Annotated in this window: 11 protein-coding genes; 6 read left to right on the top strand and 5 right to left on the bottom strand. The window is 72.7% G+C overall.

Annotation, left to right across the window (positions count from 1 at the left end; all coding sequences use genetic code 11):
* Window positions 1-14 precede the first annotated feature (14 nt).
* Window positions 15-3,170, top strand: a complete 3,156-nt coding sequence (locus tag ACIBQX_RS23230; protein ID WP_397007728.1) for a BTAD domain-containing putative transcriptional regulator — start codon at window positions 15-17, stop codon at window positions 3,168-3,170.
* A 90-nt stretch (window positions 3,171-3,260) separates the two neighbouring features.
* On the opposite strand, the gene ACIBQX_RS23225 is transcribed toward ACIBQX_RS23230, so the two are convergent.
* Window positions 3,261-4,766: an N-acetylmuramoyl-L-alanine amidase gene (locus ACIBQX_RS23225; RefSeq protein ID WP_397007726.1), complete on the bottom strand. Its 1,506-nt coding sequence runs from the start codon at window positions 4,764-4,766 to the stop codon at window positions 3,261-3,263.
* Window positions 4,767-4,943: 177 nt separating this feature from the next.
* Between ACIBQX_RS23225 and ACIBQX_RS23220 the strand changes: the two genes are divergently transcribed.
* Complete coding sequence (locus ACIBQX_RS23220; RefSeq protein ID WP_397007724.1) at window positions 4,944-6,914, top strand: family 10 glycosylhydrolase; 1,971 nt, start codon at window positions 4,944-4,946, stop codon at window positions 6,912-6,914.
* On the opposite strand, the gene ACIBQX_RS23215 is transcribed toward ACIBQX_RS23220, so the two are convergent.
* Window positions 6,901-7,929: a zinc-binding dehydrogenase gene (locus ACIBQX_RS23215; protein WP_397007722.1), complete on the bottom strand. Its 1,029-nt coding sequence runs from the start codon at window positions 7,927-7,929 to the stop codon at window positions 6,901-6,903. The two genes, ACIBQX_RS23220 and ACIBQX_RS23215, sit on opposite strands and share 14 nt — an antisense overlap.
* Entirely contained in the window at window positions 7,926-8,525 is a 600-nt protein-coding gene (locus tag ACIBQX_RS23210) for an AAA family ATPase (RefSeq protein ID WP_397007720.1), read from the bottom strand. Before ACIBQX_RS23210 ends, ACIBQX_RS23215 begins: the two co-directional genes overlap by 4 nt.
* Window positions 8,526-8,635: 110 nt before the next feature.
* Here ACIBQX_RS23210 and ACIBQX_RS23205 point away from each other — a divergent pair, with 110 nt between their 5' ends.
* The 4 genes from ACIBQX_RS23205 (at window position 8,636) to ACIBQX_RS23190 (ending at window position 10,663) form a co-directional block, all read left to right on the top strand.
* Entirely contained in the window at window positions 8,636-9,244 is a 609-nt protein-coding gene (locus tag ACIBQX_RS23205) for a TetR/AcrR family transcriptional regulator (RefSeq protein WP_397007718.1), read from the top strand.
* Entirely contained in the window at window positions 9,241-9,972 is a 732-nt protein-coding gene (locus ACIBQX_RS23200; protein WP_397007716.1) for a phytanoyl-CoA dioxygenase family protein, read from the top strand. The genes ACIBQX_RS23205 and ACIBQX_RS23200 overlap by 4 nt, the downstream gene beginning before the upstream one ends.
* An 86-nt stretch (window positions 9,973-10,058) precedes the next feature.
* A complete protein-coding gene (locus tag ACIBQX_RS23195) occupies window positions 10,059-10,544 on the top strand; it encodes a hypothetical protein (protein ID WP_397007714.1) in 486 nt (161 codons plus the stop codon).
* Window positions 10,541-10,663 carry a hypothetical protein gene (locus ACIBQX_RS23190; RefSeq protein WP_397007712.1) on the top strand — a complete coding sequence of 41 codons (123 nt, stop codon included), beginning with the start codon at window positions 10,541-10,543 and terminating at the stop codon, window positions 10,661-10,663. The genes ACIBQX_RS23195 and ACIBQX_RS23190 overlap by 4 nt, the downstream gene beginning before the upstream one ends.
* Before the next feature lie 89 nt (window positions 10,664-10,752).
* On the opposite strand, the gene ACIBQX_RS23185 is transcribed toward ACIBQX_RS23190, so the two are convergent.
* On the bottom strand, window positions 10,753-11,661 hold the full coding sequence (locus ACIBQX_RS23185; RefSeq protein ID WP_397007710.1) for a phosphotransferase enzyme family protein: 909 nt from the start codon (window positions 11,659-11,661) through the stop codon (window positions 10,753-10,755).
* Window positions 11,658-13,019 (bottom strand): helix-turn-helix domain-containing protein, encoded by a 1,362-nt coding sequence (locus ACIBQX_RS23180; RefSeq protein WP_397007708.1) that lies wholly within the window; start codon window positions 13,017-13,019, stop codon window positions 11,658-11,660. Before ACIBQX_RS23180 ends, ACIBQX_RS23185 begins: the two co-directional genes overlap by 4 nt.
* Between the last annotated feature and the right edge of the window lie 229 nt (window positions 13,020-13,248).

The raw sequence follows: 13,248 nt of genomic DNA, 5'->3' as shown, positions 1-13,248 counted from the left end.
GGTAACGTGGCGGTATGCGATTCGGGGTGCTCGGCCCGTTGCGGGTGTGGACGGCCGAGGGGGAGGACGTCGCCATCGGTGAGGCGAAGGTCCGCGTCCTGCTGGCCGATCTGCTCGCGCACGCCGGGCATCCCGTCCCCGTTCACCGGCTGGTCCGGGACCTGTGGGGGGAGGAGCTGCCGGCGAACCCCTCGGCTGCGCTGCACACCAAGGTCTCGCGGCTGCGTGGGTCGCTCGGGGCAGCCGGGCTCGCCGGGCCGGTGGTCAAGCAGCCGGGCGGCTATCAGCTGCGGGCCGAGGCCGAGGCGGTGGACGCCGGCCGGTTCGAGGCGCTGGCCGGGCGCGCCCGGCGAAGCGAGGACCCGAGCGTACGCGCCCGGCTGTTCGGTGAGGCCCTCGCGCTGTGGCGCGGTCCCGCGTTCGACGGCTTCGCGGAGGAGCCGTTCGCCAGGAGCGCCGCCGCACGTCTGGAGGAGGAGCGGCTGCTCGTGCTGGAGGAGCGGGCGCTGGCCCGGCTGGCGCTCGGCGAGCACGCCGAGGTGGCCGCCGAGCTGGCCGGCCTGGTCACCCGCCATCCCCTCCGCGAGCGCCTGCACGGCGTGCGCATGCGGGCCCTCTACGCCGCCGGGCGGCAGAGCGAGGCGCTCGCCGGCTATCAGGAACTGCGCGATCGGCTGGTCGCCGAGCTCGGCGTCGATCCCTCCCCGGAGCTGTCCGAGCTCTACGCGGCCATCCTGCGGCAGGACCGCGGACTCACGCCCACCGCGCGGCGCGACAACCTCCCGGCCCAGGTCACCGACCTCATCGGCCGGGATGACGACGTCAAGGACGTGCGCTCCTCGGTGGCGGGCAGGCGGCTGGTGACGCTCACCGGCCCCGGCGGCGTCGGCAAGACCCGGCTCGCGGTCGAGGCCACCACCGGGATGGTCGGCGACTTCGCCGACGGCGTCCGGCTGGTGGAGCTGGCCTCCCTCGACCCGCGCGGCGGCACGGCCGTGCTGGCCGCGCAGGTCATGAGGGTGCTGGACATCCGCGACGACGCCCCCGGCCCACTGACCCACGCCGAACCGCTGGACCCACCGGACCGGCTCGCCGCCGCGCTGGCGGCCAAGCGGCTGCTGCTCGTGCTGGACAACTGCGAACACCTGATCGCCGACGTCGCCGAGCTCGCCGCTCACCTGCTGCGGTCGGCTCCCGGCCTGAGCCTGCTGACCACCAGCCGCGAACGGCTCGGCCTCCCCGGCGAGGTGGTGCTCCCAGTCGCCCCGCTGGCGCTCCCGTCCGCCGTGCGGTTGTTCGTGACGCGAGCCGCCGCCGCGACGCCCGGTTTCGTGCCGGCGCCGGAGGACGAGGCCGTCGTGACGGAGATCTGCCGCCGGCTCGACGGGCTGCCGCTGGCGCTGGAGCTGGCCGCCACCCGGGTGGGCGTGCTCGGGCTGCGGGAGCTCGCGGCCCGGCTGGACGACCGGTTCCGGCTGCTCGGCAACGGGCAGCGCGGCGTGCCGTCACGGCAGCGGACCCTCAGGGCGGTGATCGACTGGAGCTGGGAGCTGCTGGAGGAGCAGGAGCGGGTGGTGCTGAGACGCCTGGCCGTGCACGCCGGCGGCTGCACGCTCCAGGCCGCGGAGGAGATCTGCGGCGGCGACGGGATCGACGTGCTGGACGCGCTGGGCCGCCTGGTGGACCGGTCGCTGGTGACGGTCACCGACGGCCCCCGCTACCGGCTGCTGGAGTCGGTGGCCGAATACAGCCGGGAGCGGTTACGCGAGGCGGGGGAGGAGGATCTCGTACGCGACCGTCACGTCCGCCACTTCGGGCGCCTGGCCGACCGCGCCGAGCTGCGCGGCCACGACCAGTGCGACTGGCTGAGCCGCCTGGACGCCGAGGCCGGCAACCTGCACCGGGCTGTCCGCCACGCCCCCAGGAGCCGGGCGCTGTCCCTGGTCAACGCGCTGACCTGGTACTGGGTGCTGCGCGGCCGGCTCGACGAGGCCCGCTCGGCGCTGGAGGCCGTGTGCGGCCGTGTCGACGCGCCGTGGCCGCCGCCGGCGGACGAGCCCGAAGAGGTGCGCGGCCCGCTGGCCGAGGCCCGCGTGTGGCAGGTCGGCGTCGAGCTCCTCCGAGGCCACGGCCACGACCGCCGCACCCGCATCGAACGGGCCCTCGCCGCCTACCGCGACCTGGCGGACCCGCTCGCGCTGGCGCGGGCCCGCTGGTTCCTCGGGTACGCCGGGTACGGCACGGCCGACCTGGCATTGGGCGAGGAACTGTTGGCGCGGGCGCTGGACGGGTTCCGGGCGCTGGACGACCGCTGGGGCGAGGCGGCGGTGCTGTGCGCGCTGGCCAACACCGCGCTGGCGCGGGGCGAGCTGGCCTTCGCGCGGGAGCGGGCCGAGCGGAGCGCCGCCCTCTTCACCGACCTGGGCGACCACTGGGGGCTGTCCCAGACCAGCTACCCGCTGGGCGTCCTCGCCGAGATCCGCGGCGACTACCCGGAGGCGGCCCGGCTGCTGCGCGCCGGCCTGCGGATGGCCGAGGAGCTCGGCCTGTGGAGCGAGGTCGCCGACCGGATGTCCGCGCTCGGCAGGATCGCGCTGCTGGTCGGCGACTTCGACGGCGGTCGAGACCTGCACGAGCGCGCCGTACGGCTCGCCGCCGAGCAGGCGTTCACCCCGGGCGAGCGGTACGCCCAGATCGGGCTCGCCCTCGGCGCCCGCAGGCAGGGCCTGCTGGACGAGGCCGAACGGCACCTGCGTGAGGTGCTCGCCTGGTTCCGCGAGTACGACCACTACGGCGCGACTGCCTTGCTCGTGGCCGAGCTCGGTTTCGTGGCCGAGTTGCGCGGGGAGGCGGCCGAGGCCAGGCGGCTGCACGCGGAGGGGTTCGAGGAGGCCCGGGTGTTCGGCGATCCGCGTGGCCTCGCGCTGGCGCTGGAGGGACTGGCCGGGGCCGAGGCGCTCGCGGGCGACGCGCGTAAGGCCGCGGTCCTGCTGGGCGCGGCCGACCGGGCGCGACGCTCGACCGGCGCGCCGCTCCCGCAGGGCGAGCGCGGCGACGTCGACCGGATCGAGACGGCGGCCCGGCGCGACCTGGGGGAGGAGGCGTTCACCGAGGCCTCCGCCCAGGGCGCGCGCCTGTCCCCGGAGGAGGCGTACGCGTTCGCCCGCTGACCACGGCCGGGACGGCCGGACGTGTCGAACCCCGCCCGGCTCGTCTCCTCTGGCGGGGAGACGAGCCGGACGGGTCTCAGGGGCTGGGGATCAGAGGCGCGAGATGCGTACGGCGTCCGCGATGACGTAGCCGGTGCCGGAGGTCCATCTGCTCACGCCGACCACGTTCTGGGTGCCGGCATCGAGGGGGAACGTGCCGATGGTGCGCCAGGCTCCGCCACTTGAGCGCTGGTCCACGTACACCGTCTGGTTGCCGCCGGAGGCGGCGACGATGTACGGCGCGGAGCTGTTGTAGCCGGGATCGCTCGGATACCAGACCTCCACCCGGTAGTTGCCGGCGCTGGGGATGGCCGCCTGGAACCAGGCCGGGTCGCTGGCGGCGACCGGGTCGGCGAAGCGGTAGTCGGCGCCGTGGCGGTCGCCGGAGTAGGCCGAGGTGCCCCAGTTGGCGCTGGCGGTGAACCCGGCGGCGGCGTTGTCGACGGTGGTGGTCCAGGTCGGGGTGCCGCCGTCGTCGCCGGTCACGTAGCTCATGTATTTGGACCAGTTCCAGTGTGAGCCCGGGTCGGTGTGGGTCGCGCCGGGGACCTGGTTGTGGCCGATGATGCCGGTGCGGGTCTTGGGGATGCCGTACCTGTCGCACAGGTGGCGGGCCAGCGCGGCGGAGGAGCGGTACATCGACTCGGTGAACCACGAGGCGTCGGCCACGAAGCCCTCGTGCTCGATGCCGATGGACCGGTTGTTGTAGGTGGAGTTCCCGGCGTGCCAGGCGACGTCCTTGTCCCGCACCATCTGGGTGACGGCGCCGTTGGAGGACTTGACCACGTAATGGGCCGAGACGTTGGCGCTGGGATTCTGGAACCAGGAGATGGTGCCCGCGTAGGAGCCTTGGGTGACGTGGATGACGATCCGGTCGATGTTGTAGCTGGTCTCGCGGCTGGAGACGCGGTAGTTGCCGGAGTTGGCGGCGACCCAGGCGGCCGGCGGGTAGTCGGCGCTGGCCACGGCGGCCCGCGCGTTGAGGTCGCGGGCCTTGGCCAGGTCGCCCCGGTCGGCGGTGACCTCCTGCGGCTCGACCGTCACGCCCCTGGCTTCGAGGCCGAGGCCGAGGCCTTCGTAGACGGCGTCGGCGTACAGGCGGGCCAGCTCGGGGGAGGTGGCGTTGCCGTACTCGGCGACGGCCTGGTACCAGCGGCCGAGGTCCTTCCTGGCCGCCTCGTCGAGGCCGAGCGCGTCGGCGTGCGAGCGGAGGACGGCGGCCGCGCCGATGATGTTGGCGGCGTCGTCGGCGCGCAGCTTCTCGACCGGCAGCTCGGTGAGTTCGGCGGCCTTCTCCAGGGACTTGTTGGTGGGGTTGCTGACCAGGTGCATCAGGCCGTACCCGCCGCTGGCGCTGGGCTCACCGCCGTGGCCGTCGAGGTGGGTCTCGGCGTAGCCGAGGGCGACGAGCAGGTCGCGGGGGACGTCGTGGGCGGCGGCGGCGCGGTCGAAGGACTCCGCCAGCGGGTTCTGCGTGCCGGCCAGGGCGGGCTGGCCCACGAGGACCATGAGGGAGGCGATGACGAGGGCGACTAATCGCATGAGAGGGGATGCCATGGGTGCTCCTCACCGAGGGGTGTCGGACGCACAGTAAGGGACTTCCATGACAGATGTCGATAATTGACATTACTCGGGCATGAAAGGAAACTTTCCGCCCGCGCGGTAGTTCGTGGACTTATGCGAACCGTGTGAAGACTATTGCGCTTTGTGGCAAGTGCGCTGAAACTTCTCTTCGTGACCACGCTTCCGCGTCTCGTCCTCGTGGCCCTCACCGCCGTGCTCGCCCTCGCCGTCACCCCCGCTGTCACCCCGGCTGTCACCCTGGCCGCCGCCCCCGCGCCGGCCGCCGCGTGCGCCACCGACCCCGCCACGCCCAAGCGGCAGATGCGGGCCATGTGGATCTCCAGCGTCGCGAACATCGACTGGCCGAGCCGGACCGGCCTGAGCGTCTCCGCGCAGCAGGCGGAGTTCCGTGCCTGGCTGGACCTGGCCGTGCAGCGGCGCATGAACGCCGTGGTCGTGCAGGTCAGGCCGACCGCCGACACGTTCTGGCCGTCGTCGCTCGAACCGTGGTCACAATGGCTCACCGGCAGCCAGGGCGGCGACCCGGGCTACGACCCGCTCGCCTTCATGGTCAGCGAGGCGCACGCGCGCAACCTGGAGCTGCACGCCTGGTTCAACCCGTACCGGGTCGCCAACCACGACGACCCCAGCAGACTGCAGGCCACCCACCCGGCCCGCCGCAACCCGGGCTGGCGCTTCGCCTACGACGGCAAGCTCTACTACAACCCCGGCCTGCCCGTGGTCCGCGACTTCATCCAAGACGTGATCATGGATGCGGTCAGCCGCTACGACCTCGACGGCGTGCACCTCGACGACTACTTCTACCCCTATCCGGCCGGCGGCCAGGCCATCCCCGACGCCGCCGCCTACGCCGAGCACGGTGACGGCTTCGCCAACGTGCACGACTGGCGCCGCGAGAACGTCAACCTCCTCGTACGCGAACTCGACCGGCGCATCCACGCCGCCAAGCCCTGGGTCTCCTTCGGCGTCAGCCCGTTCGGCATCTGGCGCAACGCCGGCACCGACCCGCTCGGCTCGCGCACCTCGGGCCTGCAGTCCTACGACGCCATCTACGCCGACACCCGGCTGTGGGTGAAGCAGGGCTGGGTGGACTACATCGCGCCGCAGATCTACTGGCACATCGGGTTCGCCACGGCCGACTACGAGGTGCTCACCGCATGGTGGGCGGGCGTGGTCAGGGGCACCGGCGTCCAGCTCCTCATCGGCCAGGCCGCCTACCGGGCGGGAGCGACCGGCCAGGACGCCGCCTGGCAGGACCGGGCCGAGCTCAGCGACCACCTGCACGTCAACAGGCGGCACCCCGAAGTGGCCGGCGACATCTTCTTCAGCGCCAAGGACGTCCGGGCCAACCAGATCAACGCCTTCTCGACCCTGGCCGCCGCCCACTACACCAAGCCCGCCCTGCTGCCCGCCCGTGGCACGTCCGCCGCGCCCGCCGCCCCCGCGATCACCTCGGCCACCCGCGGCTCCGGGGGCGTCGCCCTTGCCTGGCAGGGCGGCGGCACCTCCTACGCCGTCCACCGGGTGAACGGCACCCCGGCCACCGCCGACCCGTGCGCCTTCGCCGACGCCCGCAACCTGCTCACCACCACCAGGCGGACCACCTTCACCGACACCACCGCGACGGCCGGCACCGCCTACACCTACTACGTGACCGCGCTCAACCGCACCCACCAGGAGAGCGCGCCGAGCGCCGGCAGGGCCGTGACGGGATCGGGCGGCGGGTTCAGCGTCGTCATCGACAACGCCGACCCCGGTTTCACCGCGAGCTCCGGCTGGGGCACCTCGGCCTTCTCCGGTCAGCCGCACGGCGCCGACTACCGCTTCGCCGACCCGGTCGCCGCCAGCGACCCCGCGTGGTACCGGGCGAGCATCCCCAGCGCGGGCAGCTATCGCGTGGAGGTCTGGCATCCGGCCGACGCGGGCTACAACAGCGCCACGCCGTACATCATCACCGACAACCGGACGGTGTACGTGGACCAGCGCACGGGCGGCGGCCAATGGCGCTCGCTCGGCGACTTCACCCTCGCCGCCGGCACCTACAACGTGGTCGGCGTGAGCCGCTGGACCTCCACCAGCGGGTACGTGATCGCCGACGCGATCCGCATCACCCGGCTCTGACCCGGGGATCGACGTGGACCTTCGGCGCGTGCCCCCACGTGGCCGGGCGGTCGCCGCCGAGCACCCGCGCGACCTCGTCCAGCGTCACGGTGGCCGCGACCAGGGGACGCGGATCGACCGCGCCCGAGGCGTACAGCTCGATGGTGCCGTCCAGGCCGCCCGAGGCGCTCAGGACGCCGGTGGCGGTGACGTCCTTGAGCACGAGCGCGCGGGTGTCCAGCAGGCTGGGCGCGGCGGCGATGCCGATGTAGACCACGTTGCCGCCGGGCTCCACCAGCTCGGCGGCCAGCGCCGGCAGGGCGGTCGCGCCCGAGGCGTCGATGATCGCGTCGTAGCGCAGGCCGGGCAGGGTCTCACGGGTCCAGGCGGGGCCGAGCCCGAGGGTGCGGGCGAAGGCGAGCGAGGGATCGTCGCGGCCCATCAGGTGCACCTCGGCGCCCTGGGCGACCGCCAGCATGGCGGCGAGCAGCCCGATCGTACCGGGGCCGAGCACGAGCAGCCGCCGCCCCGGTGACAGGCGGGCGGCGCGGACGGCGCGCAGCGCGTTGCCGCCCGGCTCGACCAGGGCGCCGAGCGCGGGGTCGAGCGTTTCCGGCAGCTTGTACAGGGCCGTGACCGGGACGGGGAGTCGTTCGGCCAGGGCGCCGGGCCAGCCGCCGCGGATGCCGATCTCGTGCCGGTCGGCGCACAGGTGGTGGCGACCGCCGGCGCAGCGGTCGCAGTGGCCGCACCCGAGCATGGTGTCGCCGGTGACGCGCAGCCCCAGCCAGCCGGGATCGACGCCCTCGCCGACCGCCGAGACCACGCCGCACCACTCGTGGCCGATGCGGATGGGATAGCCGGCCTGGCCGGTGTGCAGATAGCTCATGGCGCCGGAGAAGAACTCGGCGTCGGTGCCGCACACCCCGGCCCGCTCGACGTCCACCACCACCTGGCCGGGACGTGCCTCAGGCGGCGGGACGTCGCGCACCCCGCCCTGACCGGGGCCGGTGATGACGAAGGCGCGCATGCTCATCGCTCGAACCGGATGCTGGTCAGGACGTTCGCGCTCGCGCGGTCCAGCACATGGGCGCCGGAGGCGGGGGCGGCGTCACCGGCCTTGGCCCGGCCCAGCAGCCGCTGACAGCGGCGGCGGTGGCGGGCGAACGTCCGCTCCGGCACCACCCTGCCCCTGGCGTGCTGCCCGGCGAGCGCCGCCTCGGGGGCCACGTCCAGCAGCAGCAGATGGAAACCCGCTCCGGAACGCCGGGCCATCCTGGCGAAGACGCGCAGCACGATCGGGCCACAGCCCCGGTTGTGCGCGATCACCGACCGGCCGCCGCGCACCGCCGACCGGATGCGCCACAGGTGTGTGGCGAACACCACGCCGGTACGCACCGGTTTGGGGGCCCAGCCGAGCCGGTCGGCCCAGTAGAGGCGGGACTGCATCGAGTCGATCACCGTCGCCTCGCCCGCCGTGACCGGCGCGGTCTCGGTGCCGTCCAGGGAGTACAGGCGTCTCAGGAGCGTGGTCTTGCCCGCCCCGGGCAGGCCGGTCAGGATGACCAGCGACCCCGCCGGATAACGCAACGACTCAGCTGCGTTGCAGGCAGCGGGCAACGAGACGGTCACGGCCTACTCACTTCCTCGAGTATAGGCGGGCACGCGTACATGATCATGCTGTGTGTCGATTGACAGGATAGTGTTTGCAAGTTGAGTTGAGCTCAACCAATATGGACTCCATGGAACCGCTGTCCCGCCGTGCGGCCGCTACCCACAGGCGCCTGCTGGAAGCCGCCGCCGAAGAGCTCATCGAGACCGGTGACGTCGAGGTGGCGGCCGTCGCCCGGCGCGCGGGGATGAGCGTGGGGCTGCCCTATCGCTACTTCGGCACCCGCAGCGGCCTGATGAGCGCCCTGCTCGCCGACTTCTACGACCGGCTGGTGGCCGACACCGTCCTGGCCGACCATCAGGGCGACACCTGGCTCGAACGCTGGCGCGCCCAGGTGCGCACCTGGGTCGACCGGGTCTACGACGACCCACTGTCCCCCGTGGTGCTCGGCCGCATGGTCGGCGACGCCGAGGTCGCCGCCATGGAGGCACGCTGCATCAGGCAGGTCGTCGCCACCGGCGTCAAACACATCGCCGCAGGCCAGGCCGAAGGCGCCGTGGCCGCCGACCGCGACCCCGAGATGCTGTCGGCGGGAGTCGTCGGCGGCATGCGCGCCATCTTCACCGTCGTCCTGGACAAGACCCCCCGGCCGGACCGCGACCTGGTCGTCGCCGAGGTCTGGAAGTTCAGCGTCGCAGCGCTGGGAGCCGAGCAGCGCCTGGAGGAGCACCTACCATGACGCGAAGTCCCATGTCGCTCCTGCACAGCGACGGTTACGTGGTGCTCCCGGCGCTCCTGCCGGAGGCGCGCCGCAGACGCATCCGGCAGGAGCTCACCCCGCTGCTCGGCCCCGCCGGGCGCGACCCCTTCCAGTCCCGGCACACCCGCCAGGTCTTCGGTGTCCTGCACAACACCCGCGCCGTCGACGAGCTCATCGACCAACCGGACGTGCTCGCCCTGCTGGACCGCTTGCTGCTGCCCAACTTCCTGCTGTCACAGCTCGAAGTGGTCGAGGTACGCCCAGGCGCCGCCGCCCGGCACCCCCGCCCCGACGACGAGCACTATCCCGTGTCCCGCCCTCGCCCGGCCCTGTCGGTGGCGGCCCTGTGGACGATCGACGCGGGCAGCGCCCTCACCGTGTGGCCGGGCAGCCACCGCTGGCCCGACAGACGCCTTCCCACCGGCGACGGCCTCACCCTGACCCCGCCCGCCGGCTCCTGCACGGTCCTGCTCGGCACCCTCTGGCACGCCCGCCCCCCGACCCCGACCTGGGCGAACCCGAGCTTGACCGTCAAGGCCCACTACTGCGAGCCGTGGCTGCGCACCCGCGAGGCGTTCACCCTCTCGCCGGGGCGCGACGTCGCCCGGCAACTGAGCCGGCGGGTGCGCCGCATGCTGGGCTACAGCATCCACCCCCCGGACACGGGCCTGGTGGACGGCATGCACCCCCAACGCCTGTTCTCCTGACCCTGAGATGTCGACCGTCCACACCCGCCCAGCACCGAGCGCACTACAAGGTGTGGTGCCGGCCTGAGGCCACGGCCTCGGCCAGGGTGACCGCGCCCTCCTCCTACCAGGGCAGCTGCCCGGTCGACCGGGTGTTCAACGGCACCATCGCCGCCAACAGCACCAGCACGACCGTGAAGTACGGCTGGGCCGGCCCCGGCTACCGTGGCTCCGTCGAGTCGCTGTACTTCGCCCGCTACTCCGGCGCCAAGCACGTGAGCCACACGGTGACCGCGTCCGACAGCGGCAGCGTCAAGCGCTGGATCGAGATCCTCGACCCGAACCACCGGTCCTCGAACGTCGCCCACACCACGGTGAAGTGCGCGGACGCCGCCGTGACGGCCTCGATCTCCAGCCTGAGCACCGCCCCCAACTACGAGACCTGCGCGCGGCAGTCCAGCCCCGCCGTCAACGTCTCGGCAGGCATCACCGTGACCGGCGCCACCACGCTGACCTACCACTGGGTCATCAACGGCGCCACCACCTCCATCCCCACCACCGTCGTCCTCGACAGGCGGGCGTCCGCCCGGTGACCCTCGGCCTCACGCCGACGGGCCCGCCGACCATCGCGGGTGACATCCAGCTCGTGATCACCGGCCCGAACGCCGACACCGAGACGAAGCCCTTCACCTACACCTGCCCCACCGCCTGACCGACCCGTTCAACCAGGCGCGGCGCCCCCCACGGGCGCCGCGCCTTGGCGCTGGTCGAGATATCGGAGTCCTCGCCGCAGAGCGCCCATCACCTGTACGGCTCCCAGCGGACGGTTGTGTCGCCGGTTTTGAAGCTGTGCATGCGGTGGCGCCACTGGGACCGTATGGACGGGTTGCTGCGCAGGATCGGCAGCACGCTGGTCACGAGCTTGAGCTCGCGGAGCCGCCGCAGCACCGGGAAGCCCTCCCACCCGATCACGTCGAAGCCGTACGACTCCGCGAGCGCGAGATGCTCGTTCACCGGGTAGTTCATCCGCAGGCTGCCGACCGCCGCCGGGGTCAGGTCCCATTCGCGGGGGCCGATCGTGGTGCTGTCGAAGTCGCACAGCACGGGCCCGTCCGGGCCGGCGATGACGTTGCCGAGGAAGGCGTCGCCGTGGATGACCCCCGGCGGGAGCACGTAGCGGAGCGCGTCGAGGCGTTCTTCGAGGTCGTCGCACTCGTCCAGCAGGAAGGCGTGGTCGTCGGGGGAGAGGTCCTCCGGCTCGGCGAGCCGCCGGCGGATCTGGCTCATCGGCCGCCACGGCGGCAGCGTGTGCCCCGGATCGGGCAGCGCGTGCAGGCGCTGGAGCAGGGTGGCCAGGTCGGCGCCGCCGGGACGCGGGCCCACCTCGGGGACGTACGTCCACAGGGTGGCCAGCTGGTCGTCCACCCGCAGCGGTTGCTCGACGCCGGGGAGGAGCCGTACCGCTGGAAAGTCGTGCTGCGCCAGCCAGCGGGCGACCCGCACGACCGCCGACGTGCGGACGCGGGCGGCCGTGGAGCCGGCGATGCGCACGACGACGGGCGCGTGGCGGAGGCGGAAGACGGCGTTGTTGGTGAACTTGATCAGCTCGGCGCCGGAGGAGGGCAGGCCCGCCTGGTCACAGAAGGCCGTGAGCAGGGTGTCGAGCCGGTCGCGGGTGAGGCCGCAGGTGTGGTCGGCGGTCGCCGTCATGCCGCACGCACCGCCGCGATGCGCTGGGCCAGCTCGTGCGCGTCGGCGTCGTGCGCCCGCGCGCGGGCGGCGGCCTGGAGGGGGGCTAGCCGGTCGACGATCCGTTTCGAGCGGATCTGGGTCGCCAGGGCGACGACCTGGTGGCCGTTGGCGATCGCGCTGTTCAGCTCGCCGGCCCGCAGTTGTACGGTCGCCAGCGCGGTCAGCTCGAACACCCTGCTCCTCGTCATGCTCGGACTGCGGCGTCCGAGTGCGTCGGTGAGGAACTCCGAGGCGACGTCGAGATGGTCGTCGGTGAGGTCGGCGTAGACCATGCCGCTCAGCGCGTCGAGGTCGGCCGGGCCGAAGAAGCTCACCCAGGCCGGGAACGGCTGCCCGCAGGAGCGGGCGAACTCGTCCCGCGCCCGGTGGATCGACTTGAGGGCGAGCTCGGCATCGCCCAGCAGGGCGTACGCCCAGGCCTCGTTGGCGCACAACATCGCCACCGTCCGTTCACAGTTGGCATCCTGTGCGCAGATCTGCCCCAGCTGGAAGAAGCGCAACGCGTCCTGCACCCGATCACAGTGCAGGTGTACGCGGCCCATCCGGTAGAGGACGTTGGCCGCGAGGGAGAAGTTGCGGGCGTGTTTGGCCTGTTCGAGCGCGAGGGCCAGGTGCTGTCTCGCCGGGCCGTACAGACCGACGTCGAAGGACGTCCAGCCCGCCAGGTTGTGCTGATCGGCCAGCGCCTGGTGCAGCCGGAGGCCGACCTGCTGCGCGCAGGTCGCGTGCAGCAGCCGCTGTGACCACGTGAGCTGCGCCACCACCGCGTCTCGGCAGACGCCGCCGCCGTGCTGGTAGTCGAGCGCGCGGAGCGTGCGCGTCACCGTCTCGACCTGCTCGATGTCCGCCAGCCCGATCCGCTGCGGCGCGGGTGTCTCCACCGGGGCCAGGGGATGCGTCCAGTTCTCGGCGTGCTCCCCGGCCGCGCCGACGGTCACCTGCGCGGCATGGGCGAGGAGACGCCGCACCTGCTCGTCCTCGTCCAGGTCGGGCTCCTTCGCAGGCTTGGCCGGCTCCGGCTCCGGCTCCGGCGAGGACGTGTCGTAGGCCAGTCCCATGTAGCCGCGCGGGATGCCGAGCCCGTCGGCGATGCGGCCCAGCACGTCGTAGGCCATCACCTGGCGGCCTTTGAGGATCTCGGAGATCTCCGACTGGGACTGTGCCGTGAGGGTGGCGATGTGCCGCTGAGAGATGCCGATGCGCTGCAGCAGCCGGTAAACAGTGGCCATGTCGCGGACGTACAAGGCCTGACGCATCTGGGAGTCGTCCCAGATGGTGGGGTCGATGTCGTGCGCGTTGGCGTGGCTGACGTTCATGCCGACCTTTCCACGGCCGAGTTCGTTGGCTCACGGTAACCGGCGTCCCACCGCGCTCGAGGTCGTTTCCGCGGGCCCATCGCCCAAGGCGATCGGCTCGGCCGATCACCCGCCTGACAAGCGCAGAGTATAGGTTCGGCGACTCTCCGTGTACGGCTTTCGTCGGGCACGATGGCGATCAGGCTGTCGCCTGTCTCAGCCGGAGAGGAAGACGATGTGCCTACCCCAC

The sequence above is a fragment of the Nonomuraea sp. NPDC049714 genome, assembly GCF_044465295.1.
GTDB lineage: Bacteria > Actinomycetota > Actinomycetes > Streptosporangiales > Streptosporangiaceae > Nonomuraea.
This window is presented reverse-complemented; position numbering and strand designations above follow the sequence as displayed.

Bases quoted from the DNA above. Each gene is read 5' to 3' on its own strand.
- ACIBQX_RS23185 (WP_397007710.1), bottom strand. From the start codon at position 11,661: ATGACGGCGACCGCCGACCACACCTGCGGCCTCACCCGCGACCGGCTC.
- ACIBQX_RS23230 (WP_397007728.1), top strand. From the start codon at position 15: ATGCGATTCGGGGTGCTCGGCCCGTTGCGGGTGTGGACGGCCGAGGGG.
- ACIBQX_RS23205 (WP_397007718.1), top strand. From the start codon at position 8,636: ATGGAACCGCTGTCCCGCCGTGCGGCCGCTACCCACAGGCGCCTGCTG.
- ACIBQX_RS23180 (WP_397007708.1), bottom strand. From the start codon at position 13,019: ATGAACGTCAGCCACGCCAACGCGCACGACATCGACCCCACCATCTGG.
- ACIBQX_RS23200 (WP_397007716.1), top strand. From the start codon at position 9,241: ATGACGCGAAGTCCCATGTCGCTCCTGCACAGCGACGGTTACGTGGTG.
- ACIBQX_RS23215 (WP_397007722.1), bottom strand. From the start codon at position 7,929: ATGAGCATGCGCGCCTTCGTCATCACCGGCCCCGGTCAGGGCGGGGTG.
- ACIBQX_RS23225 (WP_397007726.1), bottom strand. From the start codon at position 4,766: ATGGCATCCCCTCTCATGCGATTAGTCGCCCTCGTCATCGCCTCCCTC.